23 protein-coding genes are annotated in these 26,339 nt (G+C 71.3%); 9 read left to right on the top strand and 14 right to left on the bottom strand.

Annotated elements, in window-relative coordinates; translation table 11 throughout:
- Positions 1-80 precede the first annotated feature (80 nt).
- The gene (locus ACFWXC_RS09180) at positions 81-1,040 is read right to left on the bottom strand and encodes a MerR family transcriptional regulator (RefSeq protein WP_384475521.1); all 960 of its coding nucleotides are present in this window, start codon (positions 1,038-1,040) and stop codon (positions 81-83) included.
- 256 nt (positions 1,041-1,296) lie between these two features.
- Here ACFWXC_RS09180 and ACFWXC_RS09175 point away from each other — a divergent pair, with 256 nt between their 5' ends.
- Together ACFWXC_RS09175 and ACFWXC_RS09170 are read left to right on the top strand one after the other, a co-directional pair.
- Positions 1,297-1,887: a sigma-70 family RNA polymerase sigma factor gene (locus tag ACFWXC_RS09175; protein WP_384475478.1), complete on the top strand. Its 591-nt coding sequence runs from the start codon at positions 1,297-1,299 to the stop codon at positions 1,885-1,887.
- 243 nt (positions 1,888-2,130) lie between these two features.
- Positions 2,131-2,571 (top strand): SPW repeat protein, encoded by a 441-nt coding sequence (locus tag ACFWXC_RS09170; RefSeq protein ID WP_351707555.1) that lies wholly within the window; start codon positions 2,131-2,133, stop codon positions 2,569-2,571.
- Between the two features lie 73 nt (positions 2,572-2,644).
- Here the strand turns inward: ACFWXC_RS09170 and ACFWXC_RS09165 are convergent, their stop codons facing one another.
- The 3 genes from ACFWXC_RS09165 to ACFWXC_RS09155 all read right to left on the bottom strand — a co-directional run bounded on the left by ACFWXC_RS09165 (position 2,645) and on the right by ACFWXC_RS09155 (position 5,548).
- Positions 2,645-3,412 (bottom strand): ArsR/SmtB family transcription factor, encoded by a 768-nt coding sequence (locus ACFWXC_RS09165; RefSeq protein ID WP_384475475.1) that lies wholly within the window; start codon positions 3,410-3,412, stop codon positions 2,645-2,647.
- Positions 3,413-3,494: 82 nt separating this feature from the next.
- On the bottom strand, positions 3,495-4,007 hold the full coding sequence (locus tag ACFWXC_RS09160; protein WP_384475472.1) for a GNAT family N-acetyltransferase: 513 nt from the start codon (positions 4,005-4,007) through the stop codon (positions 3,495-3,497).
- Positions 4,008-4,069: 62 nt separating this feature from the next.
- Complete coding sequence (locus ACFWXC_RS09155; RefSeq protein WP_384475469.1) at positions 4,070-5,548, bottom strand: APC family permease; 1,479 nt, start codon at positions 5,546-5,548, stop codon at positions 4,070-4,072.
- 140 nt (positions 5,549-5,688) lie between these two features.
- Between ACFWXC_RS09155 and ACFWXC_RS09150 the strand changes: the two genes are divergently transcribed.
- Both ACFWXC_RS09150 and ACFWXC_RS09145 read left to right on the top strand, forming a co-directional pair.
- Positions 5,689-6,876: an ROK family protein gene (locus tag ACFWXC_RS09150; RefSeq protein WP_384475466.1), complete on the top strand. Its 1,188-nt coding sequence runs from the start codon at positions 5,689-5,691 to the stop codon at positions 6,874-6,876.
- Positions 6,877-6,988: 112 nt separating this feature from the next.
- Complete coding sequence (locus tag ACFWXC_RS09145; RefSeq protein ID WP_384475464.1) at positions 6,989-9,736, top strand: sugar-binding domain-containing protein; 2,748 nt, start codon at positions 6,989-6,991, stop codon at positions 9,734-9,736.
- On the opposite strand, the gene ACFWXC_RS09140 is transcribed toward ACFWXC_RS09145, so the two are convergent.
- Positions 9,723-11,153, bottom strand: coding sequence for a hydrolase (locus tag ACFWXC_RS09140; protein WP_384475461.1), 1,431 nt, complete (start codon positions 11,151-11,153; stop codon positions 9,723-9,725). The two genes, ACFWXC_RS09145 and ACFWXC_RS09140, sit on opposite strands and share 14 nt — an antisense overlap.
- Before the next feature lie 217 nt (positions 11,154-11,370).
- On the opposite strand from ACFWXC_RS09140, the gene ACFWXC_RS09135 reads away from it, so the two are divergent.
- On the top strand, positions 11,371-11,634 hold the full coding sequence (locus ACFWXC_RS09135; protein ID WP_384475458.1) for a GlsB/YeaQ/YmgE family stress response membrane protein: 264 nt from the start codon (positions 11,371-11,373) through the stop codon (positions 11,632-11,634).
- A gap of 39 nt (positions 11,635-11,673) precedes the next feature.
- Here the strand turns inward: ACFWXC_RS09135 and ACFWXC_RS09130 are convergent, their stop codons facing one another.
- Together ACFWXC_RS09130 and ACFWXC_RS09125 are read right to left on the bottom strand one after the other, a co-directional pair.
- On the bottom strand, positions 11,674-12,450 hold the full coding sequence (locus tag ACFWXC_RS09130) for a GNAT family N-acetyltransferase (protein WP_384475456.1): 777 nt from the start codon (positions 12,448-12,450) through the stop codon (positions 11,674-11,676).
- A gap of 40 nt (positions 12,451-12,490) precedes the next feature.
- Complete coding sequence (locus tag ACFWXC_RS09125) at positions 12,491-12,865, bottom strand: MerR family transcriptional regulator (protein WP_384475453.1); 375 nt, start codon at positions 12,863-12,865, stop codon at positions 12,491-12,493.
- Positions 12,866-12,924: 59 nt separating this feature from the next.
- Between ACFWXC_RS09125 and ACFWXC_RS09120 the strand changes: the two genes are divergently transcribed.
- Positions 12,925-14,184 carry an MFS transporter gene (locus ACFWXC_RS09120; RefSeq protein ID WP_384475450.1) on the top strand — a complete coding sequence of 420 codons (1,260 nt, stop codon included), beginning with the start codon at positions 12,925-12,927 and terminating at the stop codon, positions 14,182-14,184.
- Here the strand turns inward: ACFWXC_RS09120 and ACFWXC_RS09115 are convergent.
- Entirely contained in the window at positions 14,136-14,990 is an 855-nt protein-coding gene (locus tag ACFWXC_RS09115; RefSeq protein WP_384475447.1) for a GNAT family N-acetyltransferase, read from the bottom strand. The two genes, ACFWXC_RS09120 and ACFWXC_RS09115, sit on opposite strands and share 49 nt — an antisense overlap.
- A gap of 283 nt (positions 14,991-15,273) precedes the next feature.
- Positions 15,274-15,936, bottom strand: coding sequence for a chaplin (locus ACFWXC_RS09110; RefSeq protein ID WP_384475444.1), 663 nt, complete (start codon positions 15,934-15,936; stop codon positions 15,274-15,276).
- A 279-nt stretch (positions 15,937-16,215) separates the two neighbouring features.
- Between ACFWXC_RS09110 and ACFWXC_RS09105 the strand changes: the two genes are divergently transcribed.
- Positions 16,216-17,829, top strand: a complete 1,614-nt coding sequence (locus ACFWXC_RS09105) for an alpha/beta hydrolase (protein ID WP_384475441.1) — start codon at positions 16,216-16,218, stop codon at positions 17,827-17,829.
- A 3-nt stretch (positions 17,830-17,832) separates the two neighbouring features.
- On the opposite strand, the gene asnB is transcribed toward ACFWXC_RS09105, so the two are convergent.
- The 3 genes from asnB to ACFWXC_RS09090 form a co-directional block, all read right to left on the bottom strand.
- Positions 17,833-19,671, bottom strand: a complete 1,839-nt coding sequence (asnB, locus tag ACFWXC_RS09100; protein WP_384475438.1) for an asparagine synthase (glutamine-hydrolyzing) — start codon at positions 19,669-19,671, stop codon at positions 17,833-17,835.
- 327 nt (positions 19,672-19,998) lie between these two features.
- A complete protein-coding gene (locus ACFWXC_RS09095) occupies positions 19,999-20,811 on the bottom strand; it encodes an alpha/beta fold hydrolase (protein WP_384475435.1) in 813 nt (270 codons plus the stop codon).
- An 89-nt stretch (positions 20,812-20,900) separates the two neighbouring features.
- Positions 20,901-21,251, bottom strand: coding sequence for a hypothetical protein (locus ACFWXC_RS09090; protein ID WP_384475432.1), 351 nt, complete (start codon positions 21,249-21,251; stop codon positions 20,901-20,903).
- A gap of 120 nt (positions 21,252-21,371) precedes the next feature.
- On the opposite strand from ACFWXC_RS09090, the gene ACFWXC_RS09085 reads away from it, so the two are divergent.
- On the top strand, positions 21,372-22,466 hold the full coding sequence (locus ACFWXC_RS09085) for a chemotaxis protein (protein WP_384475429.1): 1,095 nt from the start codon (positions 21,372-21,374) through the stop codon (positions 22,464-22,466).
- Between the two features lie 67 nt (positions 22,467-22,533).
- Entirely contained in the window at positions 22,534-23,562 is a 1,029-nt protein-coding gene (locus ACFWXC_RS09080; RefSeq protein WP_384475426.1) for a Gfo/Idh/MocA family protein, read from the top strand.
- Here ACFWXC_RS09080 and ACFWXC_RS09075 read toward each other — a convergent pair.
- Together ACFWXC_RS09075 and ACFWXC_RS09070 are read right to left on the bottom strand one after the other, a co-directional pair.
- Positions 23,552-25,579, bottom strand: coding sequence for a phosphocholine-specific phospholipase C (locus ACFWXC_RS09075; protein WP_384475423.1), 2,028 nt, complete (start codon positions 25,577-25,579; stop codon positions 23,552-23,554). The two genes, ACFWXC_RS09080 and ACFWXC_RS09075, sit on opposite strands and share 11 nt — an antisense overlap.
- Before the next feature lie 139 nt (positions 25,580-25,718).
- Positions 25,719-26,132: an SsgA family sporulation/cell division regulator gene (locus ACFWXC_RS09070; RefSeq protein WP_351707504.1), complete on the bottom strand. Its 414-nt coding sequence runs from the start codon at positions 26,130-26,132 to the stop codon at positions 25,719-25,721.
- Positions 26,133-26,339: the final 207 nt, after the last annotated feature.

Raw genomic sequence — 26,339 nt, 5'->3', positions numbered from 1 at the left:
ACGCGTGTGTGAACGACGTCCCGTCCGCCCGCGTACCCCGGATGCAGAGGCCGCTGCCTGGTCTCCCCCGGGAGTGATCGTCAGGACACCTCGCCGGAGGCTCCTTCCCGGTACGCGGCGGAGAGGATGTCGAGGGCGTGCTGCAGGCTCGGCGGCCGGAGCATCCCGCGCTCCGCCGACGGACCGGACCAGCCGGGTCCGCCCAGCACGACCAGGGGACGGCGGCGTGCGCCCGTCACCCCCCACTGGGTGTCGGCGACATGCCGGGCCAGCGGCAGGCTGGCCGTGGAGCGCGCCTGCGCCCACAGCACCACGGCCGACGGGCCCAGCCGCCGCACCGCCGCCGCGAGCGCCTCCGCCGGGACGGCGGCGCCGAACATGCGTGTGGGCAGGCGCAGTTCGCCCAGTCCGGCGTTGAGCGCCTCGATCGGCAGGGTGTGCTGCTCGCCGGGTACGCAGGCCAGGACGACGGGTCCGGCGCCCTGCCGCTCGGGCGGCGGGGTGCGACGGCGCAGGGCGGTGGAGACGTGCCAGGACAGCAGGTGTTCGACCTCGACGTAACGGTCGCCCGACGAGAGCCACTTGCGTCCCACGGCGTGCAGGGTCGGCACCATCACCTCCTGCCAGGCGACGGTGATGCCGTACTGCTCCACGGCGGCGGTCAGCAGCTCCTCGACCGCCGGGGCGTCCAGCCGTACGGCCGCACGGGCCAGCCCCCGGCACTCCTGGCGCACGTCGGCGGGCGACAGTGCGCCGGCCTCGTGCGAAGAGCCACGGTCCGGCTGCCGGGCCGTCGTCCCGGCCGTCCCCGGCGGCGCCTCGGCAGTCTCCCTGGCGGCACGGGCCGCCTCGGCGGACGGCACCCCCGAGGAGGTCAGCCGGCACATCTCCTCGAGCACGGCCACGTCCTGCGGGGTCCACCTTCGGTGCCGTCCGTCGGCGCGGACCGCGGGCCCGATGCCGTAACGGCGGTCCCAGGAGCGGAGCGTGGTGGGCGACACCCCCAGCCGACGGGCCAGTGCACCGGTCGTCAGCGGCATGTCTGCCGCCTTCGCGGACCGTCCCGGCCGGTCCGGCACCTCGCCGTGCGGGGAGTCCCCGTGCGCGGATGGCTGAGTCATGGCAGCGACTATACGACGCAGAAACGATGCGAGTTGATGACCTGGTTCCGGCCCTCGGACGATGGCTGTGCCAGGGCTCGCGTCGGCGGCCGTCCCGAGGCCGCCCTTCCGGAAACCGCCCGGCCGGGCCACGAGTCCCCCGGAGGAGCGCCGTGCCACCAGAGGAGCCGCCGTCATGATCCCGCAGGACAGTGCCGTCGCATCGGCGCCGACGGCGGGGTCCCGCACCGACGAGGAGCTCGCGCGCGGGCTCGTGGCGGGTGACGAGGACTGTCTGGAGGCGGCTTATCACCGCTGGTCGGCCTTGGTGCACACGCTGGCCTGGCGCTCTCTGGGCGACGCCAGGGAGGCGGAGGACGTGACCCAGCTGGTGTTCCTCGGGGTGTGGCGCGGGCGCCGGAGTTTCTGTCCGGAGCGCGGCTCGATCGGCGGCTGGATCACGGGGATCACCAGGCGGAAGGTCGCCGACGCGCTGGCCGCCCGGACCCGCAGGTTCGCCGTGATCGCGTCGGCCGGCTCCGCGCTCGCCCTGGCCGATCCCACGGCCCGGCAGCCCGACGCGGCTCTCGACCGGGTCGTCGTCCTGCACGAGCTGGCCAAGCTGCCCGCCCCTCAGCAGCGGGTGCTCCGGCTGGCCTTCTACGAGGACCTCACCCACACCCAGATCGCGGAACGCACCGGCTGGCCGCTGGGCACGGTCAAGAGTCACGCCCGCCGTGGCCTGTGCCGGCTGCGCGGTGGTCTCCAGCAGGAGGCGGGAGACTGAACCGCTCACCGGTTCGCCTTCCGTACGTCCTATCGATGCAGAAACGCTGCGGAACACCGCGGCAGGTCCCGGCCCGCACCGCACCCGCGAACCGGGAGAGAGCAGAAGAAGGGACGCCCCGCTCGCGCCCGCTCCGGCACCCCGACCTACACATAAAGGGGAAATAAGGGCAGAATGTTCAGTAGCGGCGTATAACGCACGCACCAGACGCGGTCAGGCCTGCACAGTCAAAGGAGACGACTCATGGCCAACGTCTCGCACGGCAGAAGCGACATATCGAGCCACCCCGATGTAGGCGAGATGCGGGAGCGCTACGACCGCATGCTCGGCGGTCGTGATGTGGCCCTCGTGGACGGACCGGTGTTCCTGCTCGGTCTGTACTGCGCGGCCTCCCCGTGGATCCTGCACTACACGGCGAGCCAGCCGGCACTGATGACCCACAACCTGATCATGGGCATAGCGATAGGCCTGCTGGCGCTGGGGTTCACCCGGGCTCCGGAGCGCATGTACGGCCTCAGCTGGGCCATGTGCGCCCTGGGCATCTGGATGATCATCGCACCCTGGGTGGTCGGCCGCAGCCCGGACACGGGCGTCATCATCAACAACGTGATCATCGGCGCGCTGGCACTCTGCCTCGGGCTGGTGTGTGCCGCTTCGGCGGCCCGGCGGACGCCCATGTCGTAGCCCCACCGAACTCCCCCTTGGAAGGGAGGACGCGGGACCGGTCCGGTGACGGCGGACCGGCCCCGCCGTGTGTTCACCGGCCGGGCACCAGCCAGGGCTCCTGCGGGAGCGGGCTGCCGGTCTCGATGAGGGACTTCAGGTTGGACAGCACGGCAGGCCAGCCGGCCGAGATGGCGCGCAGCTCGTCCTCGCCGCCCAGGTCCTCGTGGGTGACGGTGAGCCGGACGACGTCGGCGTGCGACTGGATGTCGAAGGTGACCCGGGAATGCCGGTCCGGCTCCCCCTCGTGCTCCGGCGCGGCCCAGCTGGTGACCAGCCGGGTCGGGCGCTCGCTCTCGACGACGGTGCCGACCACGTCGGCGATGCCGGAGCCGTCGGTGCGCACATGCTCCCAGCGGGAGCCGGGCCGCCAGTCGGAGACGTTGGAGTGCCCCCAGTAGACGGCGGTCAGGTCGGCGTCCGTGAGGGCGTCCCAGACCTTCTCGGGAGTGCCGGCGATGTAGGTGACGTAGACATAGCTGGGCTTGTCGCTCATGGCTTCCTCGGCTCGTCGCTTCAGGTCGCCGAGCGCACGCAGCCGCGGGCGCTCGAACTTGTCGATCCACCGCTCCTGGATCTCGTGGAGCGGCACCGGGTTGAGGTAGTGCAGCTTCTCCCGCCCCCGCCGCACCGTGCTGATCAGATTCGCGGCCTCCAGGACGGCCAGATGCTGGGTCACCGACTGCCGGGTCATCGCGATGCGCTCGCACAGCTCACCCAGCGTCAGCCCGTTCTGCTCGTGCAGCCGGTCCAGCAACCGCCTGCGCGTGTCGTCGGCCAGCGCCTTGAAGACCTGGTCCATCCCACCGTCATCCTCTGATCGCACACTCAACGTTATGCAGGCAAATACTTGCATGTCAATGCCGGCAGCATGCGGCGCGCACTCAGACCCCCACGCCGAACGAGATCCACACGTCCGGCGGCAGCTCCGGCAGGCCCGGCACCGGGCGGGTTTCCTCCGTCCAGGCGTCGCCCGCGAGCTCGGCCGCGACCCGCCGCCAGAAGGCGACGGCGCCCGGGTTCTCGTACTGGAACGCGATCTCCCAGCTGCCCGGATGCCGGGTGAGGACCTCACGGACGGTACGCAGCCCGAGGCCCGTCCGGCGGGCACCGCGGACCACGAAGAAGCTGTTGAGCACGCGCACGGGCGCGTCCAGACCCCGGACGAACGCGAAGCCGACCGGATGCTCGCCCTGTACGAACAGGTAGGGCGCCCAGTCGGGCGAGGAGAAGGCGTCCTCGACGCGTTCGCTGCGGAACGTCCCGTCGGGGCTCGGCAGGAGCCGGCGGAACTCGGACAGGTCGTGGCGGAACATCAGCCACAACCGTTCGACGGCAGGGCGGTCCTCGACGGAGGCCGGGCGGACGACGACGTCGGTTTCTGTGGTGTCGGACATGAAAAAAGCCTCACCCGACGGGAGTTGACCCCGCCGGGAGAGGCTGACGTGCGTTCCGGAGACTACACCGCGACCGGGCTCTCGGGTGTCACATACTCCTCACTGATCTCCCTGCGCCCGAACGGCCACACCTTCTCCAGACGCGCCCAGATCAGGAACGCCACGCAGCCGAGGGCGAGCCAGGCCAGGGACCACTCGATGGGGTGGCGGCCCGGGGAGTTCCTGTCGGCGTAGCCGTAGATCACGCACCAGCCGGCGAAGGCGACGATGCTCGGGACGGGGTAGAGCCACATGCGGTACGGCCGTTTCAAGGTCGGCCGGCGGCGGCGCAGCACCGTGAGCGCCACGATCTGGGCCAGCGCCTGCACGATCACCATCACGGTGGTGAGCAGCTGGATCAGCGTGGCCAGGTCGGTGTGGCGGCCGATCAGGAAGCCGATCGCGGTGATCACGCCCATGGTGGCCAGGCCCAGCATCGGGAAGCGGTGCTTGGGGTGGAGCTTCTCGTAGGGGCGGAAGAAGACGCGGTCGCGGGCCGCGTCGTAGGGCACCCGGGAGCCGCCGAGCAGGCCGGTGAAGACCGAGGCGAAGGCCGTGATCAGGATCAGCACGGTCACGGTGTCGGCGGCGCCCTTGCCCCAGGTCTTCTCCAGGACCGCGGAGGCGACCGAGGTCGAGGCGATGTCGTCCGGGTTCGTCATGCGGTGCCAGTCGATGACGCCGAGCGTGCCGATCTGCAGCAGCAGGTAGATCGCCATGATGCCGGCGATCGAGTAGAGGATGGAGCGCGGCAGGGTGCGGCCGGGGTTCTTGATCTCGGCGCCCATGTAAGCGGTGGTGTTGTAGCCGAGGTAGTCGTAGATGCCGATGGTCAGGCCCGCCGCGAAGCCCAGCCAGAAGTGGTCGCCGGTCAGGTCGAAGGCGTGCGCCGGGTATGTGAACGCCAGGTGCGGGCTGAAGTCGCTCGCCGCGGCGACGATCACCAGCAGCACCGAGGCGATCATCACCGTCCACATCACGGCGGTGATCCGGGCGATGTGCTCGATGCCCCGCCAGAGCAGGAGCACCACCAGGGCGATGATGCCGAGCCCGATCAGGTCGCCGGAGGTCTGGCCGAGGCCGGGGGCGAGATAGCCCAGGTACTGCACGAAGCCGACCACGCCCGTGGACATGATCAGCGGGATGAAGAGCATCGCGGTCCAGACGAACAGGAACGGCATCAGGCGTCCGGTGCGGTACTGGAAGGCCTGGCGCAGATAGACGTAACTGCCGCCGGAGCCGGGCATCGCGGCCCCGAGTTCGGCCCAGACGAGGCCGTCGCAGAGCGCGAGCAGGGCCCCCGCGACGAAGCCGATCACCGCCTGCGGGCCGCCGAACGCGGACACCATCAGCGGGATGGTCACGAACGGGCCGATGCCGCACATCTGGCTCATGTTGATGGCGGTGGCCTGGAACAGGCCGACGCGCCGGACGAAACCGCCTTCGGACGGCGGGCTACCAGGGCCGAGGGGACTACCGGGACTACCGGGACTACCGGACATGGGGGCTCCTGAGCGAGGCACTGAGGGAGGAGGCGGGACTCGGACGACAGACGGCGGCCGATTCGGCGGGATGGCCGATAAAGTTAAGGAGCCTTACTAGACGCGTCAAGTATGCGTCAGGAATCGGCGAGAATGGTGTGATGGCCGCCAGCGACGTCGTAGAGCAGCAGGAACAGCCCTGGAGCCGGCAGCGACTGCGCAGCACCAACGAGCGGCTGCTGCTGGACCGGCTGCGCCGGCTCGGTTCCGCCTCCCGCGCCCAACTCGCCCGCGAGACCGGCCTGTCCAAGCCGACGGTGTCCAGCGCGCTCGCGGCACTGGAATCGGCGGGCCTGGTCCACGAGGTCGGCACCCACGCCCCGGAGCGCGGCCGCACCGCCGTGCTGTACGCGCCCGACCCGGCGGCCGGGTACGCGCTCGGCGTCGACGTGGGCCGCGGCTGGCTGCGGGTGGCGGTCGCCGACCTGGACGGCACCCTGGTCGCCCGCTCCGACGTGCGCAACCGGGCCCGCGGCTCGGGCGCGATGGCCGACCTGCTGGTCACCACCGCACGGCAGGTCGTCGCCAACTCCGGGGTCGATCCGGCCGAGGTGGTGCACGGGGTGGTGGGTACGCCCGGCGTGTACGACGAGCGGCAGCGGCGGGTGCGGTACGCGATGCATCTGCCGGGCTGGGGGCGCGCCGGGCTGTTCGACCGGATGCACGAGGAGCTGGGCATCCCGCTGGAGGTGCACAACGACGCCAATCTCGCGGCGCTCGGCGAGTACACGTACGGCGTCGGGGCGGGCAGCCGGCTGTTCGCGTACATCATGATCGGCACCGGTCTGGGGATGGGGGTCGTCAGCGAGGGTCGGCTGTTCACGGGGGCGCACGGGCTCGCCGGGGAGATCGGCTTCCTGCCCTGGCCCGGGCGGCAGCGCAAGCCCGAGCGGCTGGAGGACGCGGTGTCCGGGGAGGCCGTGGTCGAGGCGGCCCGCCGGTTCGGGATGACCGGCCAGCTCACCGCGAAGGCCGTGTTCGACGCGGCCCGCCAGGGCGACCCGGCGGCCGTCGAGGCGGTACGTCTCGAGGGCGAGCGCATCGCCCACACGGTGGCGGCCGCCGCGGCCGTACTCGACCCCGACCTGGTGGTGCTCGGCGGCGGTGTCGGCCACAGCGTCGACCTCCTGCTGCGCCCGGTACGGGAGCATCTGCGCACGCTCACCCCGCTGCGCCCGAAGCTCGCGCCCAGCCGGCTCGGCGAGGACGCGGTGCTGCTCGGCGCGGTGGCCACGGCCCTCGACACCGCCCGTGACCTGGTCTTCGAGCGCAGATCGGGCACATCCTGAATCCGGCGCCGCCAACTCGCCCGGGCGCCCCGGTGATTGACACCACCCTTTCGGAACCCTAGCTTGAGCCGGGTTAGTAAAGTTTCCTAACTTTACGAGCCTGGAGACCACCGTGTTCCCTCGCCGTGCCCCCGGACACCGCCTCGCCACGGCCGCCGTGGCCCTGGGCCTGCTCGGTTCACTCAACACCAGCGCCTGGGCCGGGGCCCGCGACCCGGCCCACGGGCCGGCCCGGATCACCCGTGTGCCGTCCACCGCCGGGTCCGAGACCCCGCTGTCCGGCTACGCGATCCGGTCGACGGCCGACGTGAGCGACTCGGCGTCGGCGGTCTCCTCCCCCGGCTATCCGGCCAAGGACTGGTACCCGGCGGGCCCCCGCTCGACGGTGCTGGCCGCGCTCCTCGCCGACGGCCAGTACGACGACCCGTTCGTCTCCACCAACCTGCAGAAGATCCCCAAGTCGCCCTTCCAGGTGCCCTGGTGGTACCGCAGCGACTTCACCGTGGCGGACCCTTCGCAGCGCACCTATCTGGACTTCAGCGGGGTGATCTCGGCGGCCGACGTGTACGTCAACGGCCACCGGGTCGCGACGACCGCCGACGTCACCGGCGCCTACACCCACCATGAACTGGACGTCACCTCCCTGGTGACGGCCGGCACGAACACGGTCGCCTTCCGCATCCAGCCCAATAACCCGAACAAGAACCTCACCATGGGCTGGCTCGACTGGCTCCAGCCCCCGCCCGACCAGAACATGGGCATCGTCCGTGACGTCCTGGTCCGGCGCGGCGGCCCGGTCGCGCTGCGCGACGCGCACGTGGTGACGAAGCTCGCGGTGCCGTCCCTCGCGACGGCCGACCTGACGGTGAAGGCACAGGCCCGCAACGACTCGGACACCCCGGTCACCACCGAGGTCTCCGGCACCGTCGCCGGGGTGACCCTCACCAGGTCGGTCGAGCTCGCGGCCCACCAGACCAGGACCGTCACCTTCACCCCCGCCGACACCCCGGGGCTGCACCTGACCTCCCCGAAGGTGTGGTGGCCCGCGGGGATGGGCGCGCAGCCGCTCTACGACCTCGACCTCACCGCCTCGGTCGCCGGCACGGCGTCGGACACCGCGCACGAGAGCTTCGGCATCCGTGACGTCCAGGCCCCGCTGAACTCCGACGGCGCCCGCCAGTACTCGATCAACGGCCGCCGGCTGCTGATCAAGGGCGGTGGCTGGTCACCGGACGAGTTCCTGCGCTGGGACCGCGCCTATGCCGAGGACCGCCTGAAGTACGCCGTGGACCTGGGCCTCAACGCCATCCGGCTGGAAGGCCACATCGAGCCCGACGAGTTCTTCGACCTCGCCGACCGTCTCGGCGTCCTCACCCTGCCCGGCTGGGAGTGCTGCGACAAGTGGGAGGGGCAGACCAACAGCGGCGAGAGCGGCGAGAAGTGGACCGCCGCCGACTACCCGGTCGCCCAGGCCTCGATGGCCGCCGAGGCCGCCCGGCTGCGTGACCACCCGAGCGTGATCTCCTTCCTGATCGGCAGCGACGCCGCGCCCGACGCGAAGATCGAGAAGAGCTATCTGGACGCCCTGGACGCCGCCGACTGGGCCGTCCCGGTGGTTCCCGCCGCCTCGGACAAGTCGGCTCCCCAGCTGGGCAGTTCGGGCATGAAGATGACCGGCCCCTACGACTGGGTCCCGCCGGGCTACTGGTACGCCAAACGCGAGGGCGGCGCCACCGGCTTCAACTCCGAGACCAGCGCCGGCCCGGACATCCCCACCCTCGACACCCTGCGCCGGATGATGACCCCGGCCGAACTCGACACCCTCTGGAAGAACCCGGACGCCAAGCAGTACCACCGCTCGCCGTCCGCGACCTTCGGCACCCTGAAGATCTACGACGCCGCCCTCACCGGCCGCTACGGCGCCCCGAAGAGCCTCACCGACTACGTCCGCAAGGCGCAGCTCGCCCAGTACGAGAACGTCCGCGCCCAGTACGAGGCGTACGGGCGCAACCAGACCGACGCCTCCAAGCCGTCCACGGGGGTCGTCTACTGGATGTTCAACAGCGGCTGGACGTCGCTGCACTGGCAGCTGATGGACCGTTACCTGGACCAGGGCGGCGCCTACTTCGGCGCGAAGAAGGCCAACGAGCCGCTGCACGTCCAGTACTCGTACGACGACCGCACGGTCGCCGTGGTGAACAACCGGCACACGGAGGCGTCCGGGCTCACCGCGCGGGCGACGCTCTTCGACCCGGACGGCACGCAGAGGTACGACAAGACGGTCACCGGTGTCTCGGTCAAGGGCGACGGCGCGCACACCACCGCGCTCACCCTGCCGGCGTCGGTGAGCGGACTGTCGTCCACATACCTGGTACGGCTGGTCCTGACCGACTCGGCCGGCCAGGAGGTGAGCCGCAACGTCTACTGGCTCTCCACCAAGGCGGACACCCTCGACTGGGCCGGCACGGACTGGTACTACACACCGACGACGAGCTACGCGGACCTGAAGGGGCTGACGTCGATGGCCCAGGTGCCGGTCACGGCCACGGCGTCGACCACGGCCGCGGACGGCATGTCGACCACCACGGTGACGGTCCGCAACGCGGGTACGGACAAGACCCCGGCCCTGCTCACGGACGTCCATCTCGTCGACGCGAACGGCAGGCCGGTCCTGCCGGTGCGCTGGTCGGACAACGAGGTGAGCCTGTGGCCGGGCGAGTCGGCGACCCTCACGGCCACCTACCGCACCGCCGATCTGCACGGCTCGGAGCCTCGGGTGCGGGTCTCCGGCTGGAATGCGGCGGAACGGACGGTTCCGGCAGCCGCGCCGGAACCGTCCGCCCGGCTCAGCTCACGTTGAGCGCGGTGTCGTCGATGACGAAGGACGTCTGGAGGGTCGAACCCTCGACGCCGGAGAACTTGATGGTGGCCGTGGTGCCGGCCAGAGAGGAGACGTCGAAGCTCTTCAGGACGTATCCGGAGGCCGCGTTGAGGTTGGAGTACGTGGCCAGGGTGGTGGATCCGGCGGTCACCGTCAGCTTGTCGTAGGCGGTGCTGGTGGTGGTCTCCGCGGTGTCCACGTGCAGGTAGAAGCTGAGGGTCGCGGAGCAGCCGGACGGGATGGTCACCGACTGGGACAGGGTGTCGGTGTGGGCTGATCCGTAGCCGTCGAGCCAGGCCTTGTAGGAACCGGTGCGGGCGGCCTCGCTGCTGGAGTTGGTGATGACCCCGCTGCTGGCGGTCCAGGTGGTGTTGCCGGACTCGAAGCCGGGGTTGCCGAGCAGCTGGGCGGCGGTGCAGGTGCCGTCACCGCCGCCACCGCCGCCTCCGTCGCTGCTGCCGCCCCCGGCGAGCCAGGCGGTGGCGTTCAGCGCGAGGGCCGCGTTGGTGGCGCCGCTGTCGTTCCAGCCGTCGTACAGCGTGTTGCCGGACTGGCCGGTGCCGTCGTCGACGGGCGAGGTGTCGCCCCAGAAAGCGACGCGGCCGCTGCCGAAGGTGCTGGTCGCGAAGAAGGCACCGGTGTCGCCGGAGTAACCGCTGCGGTAGAGGAGGCCCTTGACGGCGGAGTTGTCGGAGGGCTTGAGGGTCGCCGTGGTCCCGTCGGCGATCAGGCTCTTGGTGACCGTGCCGAAGGAACCGTGCAGCACCGGGTCGGTGCTGTCGCTGATCGCGGCCGGGTAGCCGGAGCTGACGTCGAGGGTGTCGACGGAGAAGCCGAACGGGTCGGTCGAGTCGACGCTGTTGTTCGTCATCAGGTCGTTGAAGATCTCGACGGCGTCCTCGCCGTCGTTGTTGCGGTCGGCGCCGGTGTGGTCGGAGACCATGAACAGGCCGCCGCCGTTCTTCACGAAGTTCATGATGGCCGTCTTCTCGGCGGTCGTGAACAGCGTGTTCGGCTCGGGCAGCACGAGCGCGTCGAAGTTCGCCAGGTCGGTCGTCGACGAACCGCCGTACGTCAGGGCGCTGGTGGCGGTCTTGAGGCTGTAGCTGCCGGTCTTCTGGAGGGCGACGCCCCATGACGAGAGGGCGCCGGTCCAGTCCGTCTCCGAGGAGGGGGAGGAGTCCTGGGAGAGCGGGTCGGGCTTGCTGGTGGAGATGATCCAGTCCGCGTTGCCGGCCTCCTCGGCATGGCCGTCGTCGAACAGGACGCGGTAGGTGGTGGCCGCGTGAGCGGGGGCGGCCGCGGTGCCGACCTGGAGGGCGGCTCCCGTGGTGAGCAGGGCGAACCCGGCCAGGGCGGTGGTGATTCTGTGGCGGGATCTGCTGGATCCAAACATCCGGCGAACCTCCATGAGGGGGTGGGGTAGAGGCGGTGGGGGCGCCAACTCTTCGCGCGTAGAACCTGGTTGAGATTTCTACACGCGTCGACTCATTGAAAGGTACATGGCATGTCAGATCGATGAACAGAAAACCGCTGTAACAACCCGAGGGGACTGCCCGCGAATTGAGCGGGCAGATTGGACTTCAGCGGAGTTCAGACGAAGAGGGGCGGACATGGAGATCTCGGGCATCATCAGTGCCATCATCATCGGTATCATCATCGGTGTGCTGGGGCGCCTGGTCGTTCCCGGCCGCCAGCACATCGGCATTCTGCTGACCATCGTCGTCGGCATCGTGGCGGCGCTGCTGGGCTCGGCGATCGCGGCCGGCTTCGGCGTGGCGGACACGAAGGGGCCGGACTGGATCGAGTGGTTCATCCAGATCGCACTGGCGGCCGTGGGAGTGGCGGCACTCGACCGGACCAGGGCACGCCGGTAGCCGAAGCGCGCCGGTCACATCGCGTAGAGGTCGCGCCCGTCACATCGCGTAGAGGTACGGCGTGGTCGTGCTCAGCGCGTGGAAACCCAGTCGCTGGAGGATCGGCCGGCTCATAGGAGACGCGTCCACCTGCAGATACCGGTAGCCGTGAGCCGCGGCGGCACGGGCCCGATGGGCCACGAGGGCGCGATAGACACCGCGTCCCCGCCACCCTTCCACCGTGCCGCCGCCCCACAGCCCGGCGAATCGCGTCCCCGGCACCAGCTCCATACGGGCGGCGCTCACCGGCTCGTCCCCGGCCAGGGCGACGACCGCGACCAGAGTGTCGGGCTGCTGGGCGAGCCGCGTCAGCAACCGGTGCCGCAACGACGAGCCGTCCGTGCCGAACGCCTTCTCATGGACGTCCACCACGAGATCGACGCCCGCCGCGTCCAGGGCGGGCACCACCCGCACACCGTCCGGAAGTTCGGCGTCGACAGTCAGTCCGGCACCTTCGGCGATCATCAGCGTCTCCTCCGGCTCGGGCCGGAACCCGGCCTCGAGGAGCCTCGACCCGAGGTCCGACGGGAGGTCATGGCTGTAGAGCTTCCACTCGAAGTCGCGGCCCAGCCCCCGGAAGCGGTCGATCTGCTCGGCGATCGCACGATCCGCGGTCGTCTCGTCCAGCGCCGACCAGACGACGCCGTTCCATCCCTCGCTGTCCGCCACCTGGCGCACCACGGCGCCGGCACGCTCGATACGCGCGCCGGGACCGTCGGGCCGGGCGCCCTCGCGCATGTCACGGTCGTACAGCGCGAGCACCGCTTGATGATCCATCCGAGCACTCCACCATCCGCGCGCCACCGCGGCAACGCAATTACCCGCTCCCGTGGGGCCGCACGGCCGCCAGGTACGCGGCGAGCCGGTCCCGGTTGCGGGCCAGGCAGTCGATACGCGCCTGGATGCGCTCGACGTGCCCGCTGAGCAGCGCGGTCGTCTCCGGGGTCACGCACTCGCGCGGCGGATGGATCTGCTCCGGCCCGGAGAGATACGGCAGGATCGCGCGGATCATCTCCGTGGTCAGCCCCGAGTCGAGCAGGCCGCGGATCTGCTGGACGTCCTGGACGGCGGCCTCGCCGTAGGACCGGTAGCCGTTGTCGGCGCGGTCGGGGTGGAGCAGGTCCTGTTCCTCGTAGTAGCGCAGCAGCCGGGTGGGGACGCCGGTGCGGCGGGAGAGTTCACCGATCCTCATCGCGGCCTCCGCGGCACATGCTTGCCTTCACACTGATGGCAGGGTTCGACCATGGTGGCATGACCCCCTCTTCCCAGGTCAAGGGCGCTGCGCTGCCCTGGTCCGGGCTGCTCGCCCTGTCCGCGACCGCTTTCACCGCCGTGCTGACCGAACTCCTCCCGGCCGGCCTGCTGCCCTCGATGGCCCCGGCTCTCGGGGTGTCCGAGCCCCGGATCGGCTTCCTGGTCACCGGCTACGCGGCCGCCTCCTTCCTGGCCGCGATCCCGCTCACCGCCGCCCTGCGCGGACTGCCGAGGCGGCCGGTGCTGAGCGGCGCGCTGATCGGCCTGGCGGTGAGCGACGCGCTGGTGGCGCTGTCGTCGTCCTACGCGCTCAGCTTCGCGGCCCGGCTGCTGGCCGGGGCGATGGGCGGGACGCTGTGGGCGATGCTCGCCGGGTACGCGGCCCGGATGGTGCCGGCCGGGCGGCGCGGCCGGGCGATCGCCATCGTCCTCGCCGGGATCACCCTGGCGCTGGCGCTGGGCGTGCCCGCCGGTACGGCGCTGGCCGGTGCGGTGGGCTGGCGTGCCGCCTTCGCCGCCCTGGCCGGGTGCGCCCTGGCGCTGGTGGGCTGGGTGCGGTGGCGGGTGCCCGCCTTCCCCGGTGAACCGCCGCCCGCCCGCGTGCCGTTCCTGAAGGCCGCCGCACGGCCGGGCATCCGCCCGGTGCTGTCCGTGACCCTCTTCCTGCTGCTCGGACACCAGGTGATGTACACCTACCTCGCGCCGTTCGCCCGGCACGCCGGGTTCGGCGGCGGCCGTACGGGCCTGCTGCTGGCGGTGTTCGGCGCGGCCACGGTCGCCGGGATCTGGGTCACGGGCGTCCTGGTCGACCGGCATGCGCGGGCCACGCTGCTCACCGCGCTGGCGCTGTTCGCCTCCGTGCTGCTGGTCCTCGGCCGGTACGCCGGCACGCCCGCGGTGCTGGTCGGCGCCGTCGCCCTGTGGGGCGTGGCCTTCGGCGGGGCACCGACCCTGATCCAGACGGCACTGGTGGACGCCTCGGGACCCGCCGACGCCGAGGTGGCGACCTCGCTGCAGACCACCGTCTACAACACGGGCGTCGCCGCCGGTTCGCTGGCCGGCGGCCTCGCCCTGGACCGGCTGGGCGCGGCCGCGCTGCCCTGGACCGCGCTGCCGCTGGTGTCGGCCGCCCTCGTGGTCGTCGCGCTGGGCCGGCGGCACGCGTTTCCGGGCGGCCGGTACGGCACCGGACGCGCCCGCCCGTCCGGTCAGCCGAGTTCGAGCGTGGTCACCCCGAAGACCCGCTCCAGGGCGTAGTCGCGGACCGGGCCCGTGTACATGCGGGCGGTCTCGAAGGAGGGGGTGAATCCGGCCTCTTCGGCGAGGGCGACGCCCGCCGTGCTGGTCTCGGGCACGTCGACGGCGACCTGGCGGCCGGCCGCCTCCGCCACGAGGGCGGTGAACAGGGCGCGGGCGTCCTCGGCGGTGTCGGCGAACAGGGGGCCGACGCGCAGGCAGTCCTGGCCGGGGCGGATCACGCCGTAGCCGGTGAGGCGGTCGCCGTCGTGGCGGACGAAGGCCCGGTGGCCGGCGCCGGTCAGCCAGGCGGCCACGAACCGCGGCCGGTCGGCCGGGCAGCAGGCGCTGTCGTACGCCGTGACGGCCGGCAGGTCGGCGGCGCGTGCCGGGCGGACGCCCGCGGGAATCCCGGCGGCCGGGGCGGAACCCACGAAACGGGCGGTGCGGTAGGCCGGTTCGAAGCCCGACTGGCGGTAGTTGTCCTGCTGGGCCACCACGCCGTCGAGGCCGACCGTACGGGTGCCGGCGTGCGCCAGTGCGGCCTTCCAGGTGGCGAGACCGTGGCCGCGGCCGCGCAGGTCGGGGCGGACCAGGTACCAGCCCAGGAAGGCGTAGTCGGCGTCGTAGTTCACGACGGAGACGGCCGACACCGGTGCGCCGTCGATCCGGCCGATGAAGAACCCTTCGGGGTCCTGGGCGAAGAAGGCGGGGACGTCCGACAGCCCGGGATTCCAGCCCTCGTCCGCGGCCCAGCCGCGGACCACGGGCCAGTCGTCGGGCGTGGCCTGGGTGACGACGAGGTCCTGGGGGGCCGGAGAGGTCATCGATGCGCTCCATTCAGCGGCTGGTCAGGGCGGCCCGGGCCGCCCGCTCGGTGCGGCCGGACAGCGCGGCGGGCGGCGCCGCGTCCGCAGCATCCTTCCCGATCACCGGGCGCCGCACCACGCCGGGATCAAGCCGTCGGCATGCTCAACAGGACGCTTCGGTGCGCTTGTCGACCGAAGCGACCCGCCGGGTCACGCACACGGCACAGGCCCCACCGGTCGGGGTCCGGTGGGGCCTGCAGGGACGTTTCTCGGGGCGCCTCCTCGGTGGCGCTCCGGCCGGTCAGCGCATACGGCCCGGCCGGAAGCGCCGGTGCAGCACAGTCCCGGCGAGCAGCAGCGCCGCGCTGCCCGCGGCGGCGGCACCCGTGAGGTCCGTCCCGGTGTGGGCGAGCGTGGTCGTCGCGGCCGGCGGCGGGGCGGGGTGCACCGTCTTGACCGGGGTCGGTGCGGGCGGCTCCGGGGGCGAGGGCGGAGTCTCCGGCGTGCTCGGGTGGTCGCCGGAGGTGTTCACCGAGGTGTTGCCGGTGGCCGGATTGAGTGCTCCGACCACGTTCACGCTGTTGCCGCTCACGTTCACCGGGAGGTCGACCGGCAACTGGATGCCGTTGCCGGAGATCACTCCGGGCGAGTCCTCCTCGGTGCCCTGTGCGTGCGCGCCGCCGGTGGTGGCCGAGCCGCCGGACTTGCCGTCACCGGCGCCGCCGCCCTCGTTCACGCAGGTGTTGCCGGCCGCCGGGTTCAGGAGCCCCACCACGTTGACGGTGTTCCCGCACACACTCACCGGAATGTGCACCGGCAGCTGAATGCCGTTGCCGGAGATCACCCCGGGCGAACCGGCCGCGACGCCGTCCGCGCCCGAGTCGGCCCAGGACGGGGCCGCCACGGCCATCGCACCGGAGGCGGCGGCGACGGCGATCACACCGTTTCGGGTAACCCGTTTCATAGGTTCCCTGCCTTCCAGACATTGTTGCGGGCGCTCGCCCGCACCGGTTAAACCGCGGCCGCACCATGTGAGTTATGGCTTATCCACATTTCACCCCATCGAGTGACATCGATATCGAACCCGGGGCAAAACCGTGTAGGGGACCTGAAGCCGATGATCGCGGCAGGCTACGGCATTCCGGTCCGGCCCGCTCGTCGGGAGGCGTGCCCACCGGGACCCGCTTATGGTGATCGAAAGCCCTGTTTTCGGTCCGCCACGGAGCGTCCCTGGAGGCCCTCGATGCCGGCCATGCCCCGTAACCGGCCCGCCGTGCGTCGCTGCGCCGGCGCCGGAGCCGTCGCGCTGGCCCTGCTCGGCGCGGGACTGCCCGCGGCCGTGGCGACGCCGAGCAGCAAGGAACCGGACCTGAGCCGCTTCTACCGGCAGAAGGCCCACTGGACGGCATGCAAGGACGTGGAGCTGCCCAAGGACATGCAGTGCGCCAGGGTGACCGTGCCGCTCGACTACGCGAAACCGGCCAAGGGCACCATCGACCTGGCGCTGTCCCGTTACCGGGCGACCGGGAAGTCGCAGGGCTCGGTGCTGCTGAACTTCGGCGGCCCCGGGGGCTCGGGAGTCAGCGGGCTCGGGCAGGACGGCAAGGACTTCATGAGCCTGACCAACGGCTATGACGTGGTCGGCTTCGATCCGCGCGGGGTCGGCCGCTCCTCCCCCGTCAGCTGCGGCGACGGCCTGGACGAGCCCTCGGACGACACGAGCACCGACAAGGTCCCCGACGTCGCCCATCCGCAGGCCCTGATGAAGATCCTCAAGCAGCTGACGGTCCGGTGCACCGAGCACTCCGGGCCCGTGCTGCCCCACATAGGCACCGTGAACGCCTCCCGGGACCTGGACGTCATCCGCCAGGCGCTCGGCGACAAGAAGCTGAACTACCTGGGCTTCTCGTACGGCACCAAGCTCGGCGCGGTCTACGCGGCGCAGTTCCCGCACAAGGTGGGCCGCATGGCCCTGGACGGCGTGGACACGCTGACCGAGTCGCTGGCCGAGCAGGGAGTGGCGGGCGCCCAGGGGCAGCAGCAGGCGCTGGACGACTTCCTGGACTGGTGCGTCACCGACCGCGGGTGCCCGTTCGGGCAGGACCGGCGCAAGGCGGGCGAAGCGGTCGTGGAGCTGGTGCGTTCACTGGACGAGAACCCGGTGCCGTCCGACTTCGGCGGCCCCTTCTCCGGCCAGGACCTGGTGGGCGCCATCGGGCAGGGGCTGTACAGCAGGGACCTGTGGCCGCTGCTGGAGCGGGGGCTGGCCTCCCTGATCGAGGACGGTGACACCCGGGGGGTGCAGAACGTCGCGTCCGGCGGCTACGCCCTCCCCGTCGGGCAGCGGCGCGGCAGCGGACTGGTGGACAGCGCCGACATCCCCGTGGACAACCTGTCGGCCGCTCTGATGGCGATCAACTGCGCCGACGACCCCGACCGGCCGAGCGCCGGGCGGCTCACCCAGGACGTCGACCGGCTCCGCAAGGAGTACCAGCAGGCGTCCCCCGTCTTCGGCCGGTTCCGGCTGACCCAGGTGCTGCTCTGCTACGGCCGGCCGCGCGGCACGGACTTCATCCGCGACGAGGTGAAGGACGTGTCGTCCGCCCCGATGCTGCTGGTGGGCACGCGCGGCGACCCGGCGACGCCGTACCGCTGGGCGATCGAGACGGCGAAGCGGCTCGGGCCGTCGGCCGTGGTGCTGGACAACCGGGGCGACGGCCACACCGGGTACACGTCCTCCAAGTGCGTGCACGGCAAGGTCGACGACTTCCTGCTGTACGGCACGCTGCCGGCCGACGGCAGCTCCTGCCCGGCCGACGCCGACGGCCGCGGCGCCGGCACGGGCTCGGCGGGCTGAGGCTCAGGACAGGGTCAGCTCGGGGGCGTAGAGGTCGAGCCAGTGCGCCAGGTCGAGGGTGCGTTCCAGGCCGCGCCGGGCGACCTGGCTGTTCAGCCCGGTCCGGTGGGCCGCACGGTCCACCTTGTCGCGGTCGACGAGGTCGAAGACCCGGTGGTCGGGCCGGGTCAGCAGGTCCTTCACCTGGTCCTGGAGGGCCCGCCCGTACTCCGGGTCCTGGGTGGACGGGTAGGGGCTCTTGACCCGGTCGTACACGGACTGCGGGAGGACGTCCCGGGTGGCCTCCCGGAGCAGGGTCTTCTCGCGGCCGTCGAAGGACTTCAGGGCCCAGGGCGCGTTGTAGACGTACTCGACCAGCCGGTGGTCGCAGAACGGCACCCGGACCTCCAGGCCGACGGCCATGCTCATCCGGTCCTTGCGGTCGAGCAGCATGCGGACGAAGCGGGTGAGGTGCAGATAGCTCATCCGGCGCATCCGGAACTCGAAGTCGCTCTCCCCGTCGAGGCGTTGGACGCCGGTGACGGCCAAGTGGTAGCCGTCGGCGATGTACGACTCCAGGTCGAGGGACTTGGTGAGGTCGGTGCGCAGGACGTCGGTGTCGTCGCCGAAGTGCCGGCCTGCCAGGTACAGCCAGGGGAAGGTGTCGGCGGTGCGGGCGTCCTCGTCGAAGAACTGCAGGTACCCGCCGAACACCTCGTCGGCGGACTCCCCCGACAGCGCGACGGTGGACTGGTCGCGGACGGCCCGGAAGAGCAGCAGCAGCGAGGCGTCCATGTCCCCGAACCCGGCCGGCAGGTCGCGGGCCCGGATCACCCGTTCGCGGACGGCGGGGTCGGCGAGACTGTTGACGTCCAGGACGATGTCCTGGTGGTCGGTGCGGGCGAGCCGGGCCACGTCGTGCACGAAGGGTGTGTCGGGGGTGGAGCGCAGTTCGTCGGCGACGAAGTTGTCGGTCTGGCCGACGAAGTCGACGGCGAAGCTGCGGACCTTCTCCCCCTGCACGGCGAGCTGCTGAGCGGCCAGGGCGGTCATGGCGGAGGAGTCGAGGCCGCCGGAGAGCAGGGTGCAGCGGGGCACGTCGGCGACCAGCTGGCGGCGCACGATGTCGTCGAGGAGCTCGCGGACGGTGGCCACGGTGGTGTCGCGGTCGTCGGTGTGCGGGCGGGTCTCCAGCCGCCAGTAGGTCCGGGTGCGCAGTCCGTGGCGGTCGACGGTGACGACGGTGCCGGGTTCGACCTCGCGCATGCCCTCCCACACGGCGTGCCCGGGGGTCTTGACCATGGTGAACAGCTCGCGCAGCCCGTCCAGGCCGACCCGGGGGCGCACCATCGGGTTGGCCAGGATCGCCTTCGGCTCGGAGCCGAACAGGACGCCGTCCGGGGTCGGGTACAGGTAGAACGGCTTGATGCCCATGCGGTCGCGGATCATCACGAGCTTGTCGTGGCGGCCGTCCCAGACGGCGAAGGCGTACATGCCGTTCAGCCGCTCGGCGACGGTGTCGCCCCACTCCACGTAGCCGCGCAGGACGACCTCGGTGTCGGAGTCGGTGGTGAACTCGTGGCCGCGGTCGGTCAGTTCGCGGCGCAGCTCGGTGAAGTTGTAGGCCTCGCCGGAGTAGACCATCGCGACGGTGCCGTCCGGGGTGCGGACGGTCATGGGCTGGCGGCCGCCGGGCAGGTCGATGATCGCGAGCCGGCGGTGTCCCAGGGCTGCGGGACCCTCGCTCCAGGTACCTCGGTCGTCGGGACCGCGGCAGGCCATGGTCTCCGTCATTGCATCCAATGCGTGCGTCTCGGTGGTCAGGTCACGGTCGAAGGAGACCCAGCCGGTGATGCCACACATGCGTTACCTCCTGCTACCGGTCCCTCGGACAACACCCGCCACCTGCGGTTCCACGACGAAAGGCGATTGCCCGAGCGAACCACTTGTATTCAGCACCTATATAACGAGCGTGCGCCCGGGACCCGAGCCGGTCAACCTGGCCGTAACACGAATGGCCGCCCCGCCTCACTCTTTCGGCCGCGCTTTGCCCACGCGAGGCCCGCGAACCCGCCCCGCACCGGGCCCCGCCCGCCCGGAACAGGCCAAGCGCAAAAAGTTCCCCAAACGGAACCGGCGCCCCGGTTTTCCACCGGGGCGCCGGTCACCTGCCGCTGTCGCGACCTCGCTCTACGCGTCCTCGCGCTCCGCACGCTCCTCGCGCGACGACGCCGCCGTCAGGAAGCGGTCCAGTACCGCCGTCAGCTCCGCCGGTCGCTCCACGGGGAGTTCATGGCCGGCGTCGATGATCCGGACCTCGGCGTCCGGGTAGGCCTTGGCCATCCGCAGCATCTGCCCCACCGGCAGCTGGATGTCGTGGTAGCCGTGCACCATCAGGGTGGGCGCGGAGATCTCCCCGGCCCGGTCGAGGACGTCGAAGGCCCGCATGGCGCCGTACAGCGTCATGACGACCTCGCGCGGGGTGTCCGCGGAGGCGCGGACGTACCCGCGTATCTCCTCACGGGGGTACCCCGGGGCGAAGGCGCGCTGGATGTTGGCGGCGACGAACAGCTTGAACGGCACCAGGGTGGAGGCCGCCATCAGCAGGCCGCGGCCGCGGCTGTACGCCATCTTGCCGATGGAGTTGACCAGCACCATCCGCTCGACCCGCTCGGGGCGGGTGAGCGCGAGGGTCTGGGAGATCATGCCGCCCATGGAGTGACCGACGGGGACGAAACGATCCACCTCGAGATGGTCGAGCAGGGCGACGACGTCCTGGGAGAGTTCGGCGATCGTCTTCACGCCGGCCCCGGTGCTCTCGCCGTGACCGCGCAGGTCGAGGCGGATCACCCGGCGGTCCTCGGCGAAGTGCGCCATCTGGTGGTCCCAGCGGTGCCGGTCGGCGGTCCAGCCGTGGATGAACACCAGGGGCGCGGCGGCGCCGTCCCGGGGGCCCTCGTCGTCGTACGTCAGCGCCGCTCCGTCGACTTCGAGCTGCGGCATGGGGGCCTCCTGGGGCGTGATCCGGTTACTGCCGGGTACGGTAACCGGCCGCTCCGCCCACCGTCATCGGGATCCCGGCCTCAACACGGTTACAGCGTGCGTCTGATGGCCGCCACGACCGCCTCCGCGTCGTCCGCGGACACCGCGAGCCGGGCGAAGCGCGCGGACGGCGCCAGGTCGACCAGGACGACCGGGCCGTGGTCGTGGACGGCGACGAAGTCCCGCCCGCCCGGGTGCTGCCAGGCGCCGACGCAGAACCGGTCGGGACGGAAGTGGCCGGGATGCGGTTCGCCGCGCAGCACCCGCCACCAGTCGGGCTCCACCGAGGCCGCGCGCACCTGGGCGAGCGGCACCCTGACCCGGCGGCGGTGCGCCAGCAGCCGCTCCCGCCCACCCAGGCGGACGACGACCTCGTCGCCGTCGACGGTCAGCTTGGCCATCGCGCTCACCTCCGCCGCGCACCGGGTGGATCCCGCCGGGTGCGTCCCACGGGTCCCATGAATCCCATGAAGAGAATTACCCCAAATGCCCCAGTCGCGAATCGGCCCTATGGTGCTCATATGGAGCACGCACTCAGTCCTTCGACCCTCGCCGAGCTGCGCCGCCCGCGCCCCTACCCCGCCGTCTCCGTGCTGACGCCGACGCACCGCCGCGAGCCGCACAACGCTCAGGATCCCGTCCGGCTGCGCAATGTCGTGGCCGAGGCGAAGAAGCAGCTGGAAACCGATCCCGCGGTCACCCGGGAACGCCGCAGCGACGTCTTCGACCAGCTCGACCGGGCTCTCGCCGAGATCGATCTGGCGCACGCCGAGGACGGTCTGGTGATCTTCGCCGCGCCGGGTGAGCACCAGGTGTGGTCACTGGCCCGCAGCGTGCCCGAGCGCGTGGTGCTCTCGGACACCTTCCTCACCCGCAACCTGGTCTCGGCCCAGGCCTCCGAGCGGCCGTTCTGGGTACTGTCGATCTCGGCCGACCGCATCACGCTGTGGAACGGCGGGGTCGACCGGGTCGCCGAGAGCCAGGCCGGCGGCTTCCCGATGACCCGCAGCCAGGAGAACTTCGACGCCGAGCGGCTCCAGCGCATCGGCGACATGCCCAGCACCTTCCGCGACGAGGACACCAAACGCTTCCTGCGGGACGCGGACACGGTGATGGCCGCGCTGCTGCGCGAGGAGCCGCGGCGCCTGTACGTCACCGGCGAGCAGGCCGCGCTGTCCCTGTGGGAGGAGTTCGGCAACGTCGCCAGGTTCACCATCCCCGTGCAGCACGGCGGCCTCACGCACGCAGGCCCTGAGGCCGTGTGGCAGGTGATTCAGCCGCTGCTGGCCGCGGACTCCCGCCGCAACACCGCGTCGGTGACCCGGGAACTGGAATCGGCCCGCGGTCACCGGACGTTCGCGGCCGGTGTCGACGAGGTCTGGCAGAGCGCCCGTGAGGGCCGCGTCCGGCTCCTGGCCGTCGAGGAGAACTACCGCACGACCGTCCGTGACGACGGCGACCACCTGGTCCCGGCCGCGAGCGGCGACCTCGACGCCCGCGACGACATCGTGGACGAGATCGTCGAGCAGTGCCTGGAGACCGGCGCCGACGTCCGCTTCGTCCCGGACGGCACGCTGGGCGACGAGAACGGCATCGCCGGGGTGCTGCGCTACTGACGAAACCGCTTCTCCGGCCGACGTCTAGGCTCTGGGACGAGATCGTCGGCCGAGAGGGAGTGTGGGCGTGGCTGAACTTCTGGGCGTCGCGGTACTGGGTGCCGGACACATGGGCGCCGACCACATACGACGGCTCGACCAAGTGGTGAGCGGAGCGAGGGTGGCGGCTGTGGCCGACCCCGACCTCGACCGCGCCAAGGAGGCGGCGGCCGGCCTCGACGGGGTCACCGTCCACGCGGATCCGCTGGCCGCCCTGGACGCGCCCGGTGTCGAGGCCGTGCTGATCGCCTCCCCCGGCCCGGCGCACGAGGAGCCGCTGCTCGCGGCCTTCACCCGCGGGCTGCCGGTGCTGTGCGAGAAGCCCATGGTGCCGGACTCCACAGGTGCGCTCCGGGTCGTGGAGGCCGAGGCCGGGCTCGGCCGCAGGCTGGCCCAGATCGGGTTCATGCGCCGTTACGACGCCGAGTACCGGCGCCTCAAGACACTGCTGGACGGCGGCGGCCTGGGCCGGCCGCTGATGCTGCACTGCACCCATCGCAACGTGTCCTCGCCGCCCGGTTTCACCAGCGCCATGGTGATCAACAGCTCGGTCTCGCACGAGATCGACGCGGCCCGCTGGCTGCTCGGCCAGGAGCTGACCGCGGTGACGGTGCTGCGGCCGCGGCCCTCCGCCGGCGCCCCTGAGGGACTGCTCGACCCGCAGCTGGTGCTCTTCGAGACCGACGGCGGCGCCCTCGTCGACGTCGAGGTCTTCGTCAACTGCGGCTTCGGCTACCAGGTGCGCTGCGAGGTGGTCTGCGAGCGGGGCAGCGCCCGGATCGGCGAGGACCACACCATGCTGGTCACCTCGGCGGGCGCCGCCCGCGAGGAGGTGCCCCAGGACTATCTGGTGCGGTTCGCGGACGCCTACGACCGCGAGGTGCAGTCCTGGGTGGACGCCACCCGGCAGGGCCGGGTCACCGGACCGAGCGTCTGGGACGGCTACGCGTCCTCCGTGGTCGCCGAGGCCGGGGTCCGGGCGCTGGAGTCCGGCGGCCGTACGACCGTCGAACTCGCCCCGCGCCCGGACCTGTACGCCCGGGACGTCAGCCGCTGACGCTCGCGGAGCCCGTCTCCAGGTGGCCGGTGAACCGGCGCGACCAGGTCGCGTCGGAGTCCACCGTGACCGTGAAGTCGTACCAACCACCCTGGTAGGCGACGGCGTTGAAGTAGTCCTCGACCGAAGCCCCGGCGGCCACCTGATAGGTCCAGGGGCCGTCGGTGCGGTAGTTGTTCGAGGCGATGGTGAACTTCACCGGCGCCGAGCCCGAGTTGGTCATCTTGAACCAGACGGCGAGCTTGCCGGTGCCGGGCTCCACGGTGTAACGGGTGCTCACCTCGGCCGACTTGCCGGCTTTGGTGGCGTCGCCCTGGAAGCGGCGCACGAATCGGTTGGGGCCGGTCATGGTCAGGTCGTACTTGCCGCCGCCGTACCCCGTGCCGATGTTGAAGTAGTCGGATGCGGTGCCGCCCGCGGCCACCGTGTACTGCCAGGGAGTGGTGTCCCGGTAGGCGTTCGGGTGGAGGGAGAAGTGCGCCGCCCGGGTGGCCGGGGTGCCCTGGTTGGCCATGGTGAACCAGGCGCGGATCGTGCCGGGCGTCCCGAACTCCAGGTGGTCCAGGTACCCGTTGGGCTGGTAGGGCAGCGCACGGGCCGGGCGGGTGCCGGACTCCTGGGCGGGCAGGGCGTTGGTGGTGGGCACCGGGTTGGGCAGCGGACCGCAGGTGGAGTAGCCGATCACGCTGGTCGCGGGCAGGGAGACGGCGCCGTGGACCGGGTTGGCGAAGTCGAAGACGCCGGTCAGGTCGCCGCTCACCGAGCGCCGCCAGGTGCTGATGTTGGGGCAGTTCGCGGGCTTGCCGAGGGCCGTGGTCCAGGTCTCCAGGAAGCGCAGCACCGAGGTGTGCTCGAAGACCTCGGAGGAGACCCAGCCACCGCGCGTCCAGGGCGAGATGACGATCATCGGGACGCGGAACCCGAAGCCGTACGGCACGCCGTTCAGGAACTCACCGGCCGTGCCGGCGGGCGGCGCCGGGGGCGGGACGTGGTCGAAGTAGCCGTCGTTCTCGTCGTAGTTGAGGAACAGGACGGTGGAGTTGAAGACGTCCTCGTCGGCGGCGAGGGCCTGGTAGACCAGGTTCACGAAGTGGGCGCCGTCACCCGGCGGGGCGTAGGGGTGCTCGGAGAAGGCCTGGTTGGCGACCACCCAGGAGACCTGCGGGAGGGTGCCCGCGACGGCGTCGGCCCTGATGGCGGCGGCGATGTCGTCGGGGGTGGAGCCCGTGACCCTCGGGACGGAGGCCATGCCCCGGTCGTACAGCGGGTTGCCCGCCTTCGCGCCGGCGAAGTTCTTGAAGTAGGCGCAGCCGTTGTCCCCGTAGTTGTCCTGGGCGTTCTGGTAGACCTTCCAGGTCACTCCGGCGTTCTGCAGGGCCTCGGCGTAGTTCTGCCAGGTCAGGCCGGACTCGTCGCCGCCGTCGTAGCTGGCGGGGTCGACCTTGCCGCTCCACAGGTAGGTGCGGTTGGGGCCGGTGGCACTGAGGGTGGAGCAGAAGTAGGCGTCGCAGATCGTGTAGTTGTCGGCGAGCGCGTAGTGGAAGGGGATGTCGGAGCGGTCCAGGTAGCCGAGGGACCGCACGTTGCCGACTCCCGCGACCCAGTTGTCCAGGCGGCCCTTGTTCCAGGCGGAGTGCTGGGAGGACCAGGAGTGCGGCAGGTCGCCGTTGCACTGGGCGAGGGTCTCGCCGTCCTGGCCGCCGGCGTCGGGGGTGGCGCTGAGCCTCCAGGGATACTGGCGGCCCGAGCCGTTGGGCTGGTTGAAGACCGGGTAGCCGCCGCTCAGGGTGATACCGCTGCGGTCGGCGAAGCCGCGGACGCCCCTGAGGCGCCCGAAGTAGTGGTCGAAGCTGCGGTTCTCCTGCATCAGGATGACCACGTGCTTCACGTCCGAGATCGTGCCGGTCGCCGTGCTCTGGGCCGCGGCCGCCGTCCGTGGGCCGGCGGTGCTCATCGCCATGCCCGCCGCCACGGAAGCGCCCAGTCCCACGAAGCCTCTTCGGCTGATCGGTGTCATTCGCCCCGTCCTCGTCACGGGTGTGCCCCTGTGGCATACCGCGCGCAAGGGTGCACGGGGCGTTCATCAGGGTCCGGACCGGAGCGGTGAGGCGGAGTGAACAGAAGTCAAAGTACGCGTCGGTAGCGCCGGATCCCTCTCACACACCCCCGAACAACGTGCTCAGACCCCGCTCCACGACCGCCTCGACGTCCTCCTCCCCCGGCGCCACCACCTCGTGGGTGCGCTGCAGGAAACGGACGAGCGCCTGCGTGTCGAACTGGAGCAGGGCGAGCCCGTGCGGCGAGTGGAACTCCACGGCCGTACGGCCCCGGCCGCAGGGCCAGATGTGCACGTCCCCGCGTCCGGCGGGGACATCGAGACCCTGGTCCAGCAACGAGCGCGCGAAGGTCCAGGTGACCTCCTCCCCGCCGAGGGTGACCTCGGCGGGGAAGTCGACGAACACGGCCAGCGGATCACCGGAGGTGTACCGGAGCGTGGCGGGCACCGGGACCTCCTGGTCCTCGGCGGTGATCAGCCGGGCGCGGGCAGGTTGCTCGAAAGTGATGTCCATGCCTGTAGGACTCCATAGGTGCCCTTCGCATGACGCGAAATCCGGACAGAGTTGCCGCGGGTGGCCGAGACCGCGACACTACGAACACAGGCACGTCGAACAGTCGCCCGAGCGCGACACGAGCACCCTTGAAAATAGGTCAAACCGCGTAGTCCGCCTACGACTTGCCCCACCCGGCCGCGTACGTCTTTCATAGCGGTCCACCAG

This window comes from Streptomyces sp. NPDC058683 (genome assembly GCF_042716195.1).
Lineage (GTDB): Bacteria > Actinomycetota > Actinomycetes > Streptomycetales > Streptomycetaceae > Streptomyces.
The sequence above is the reverse complement of the archived record's forward strand: the minus strand, read 5'-3'. Positions and strand labels throughout refer to the sequence as shown.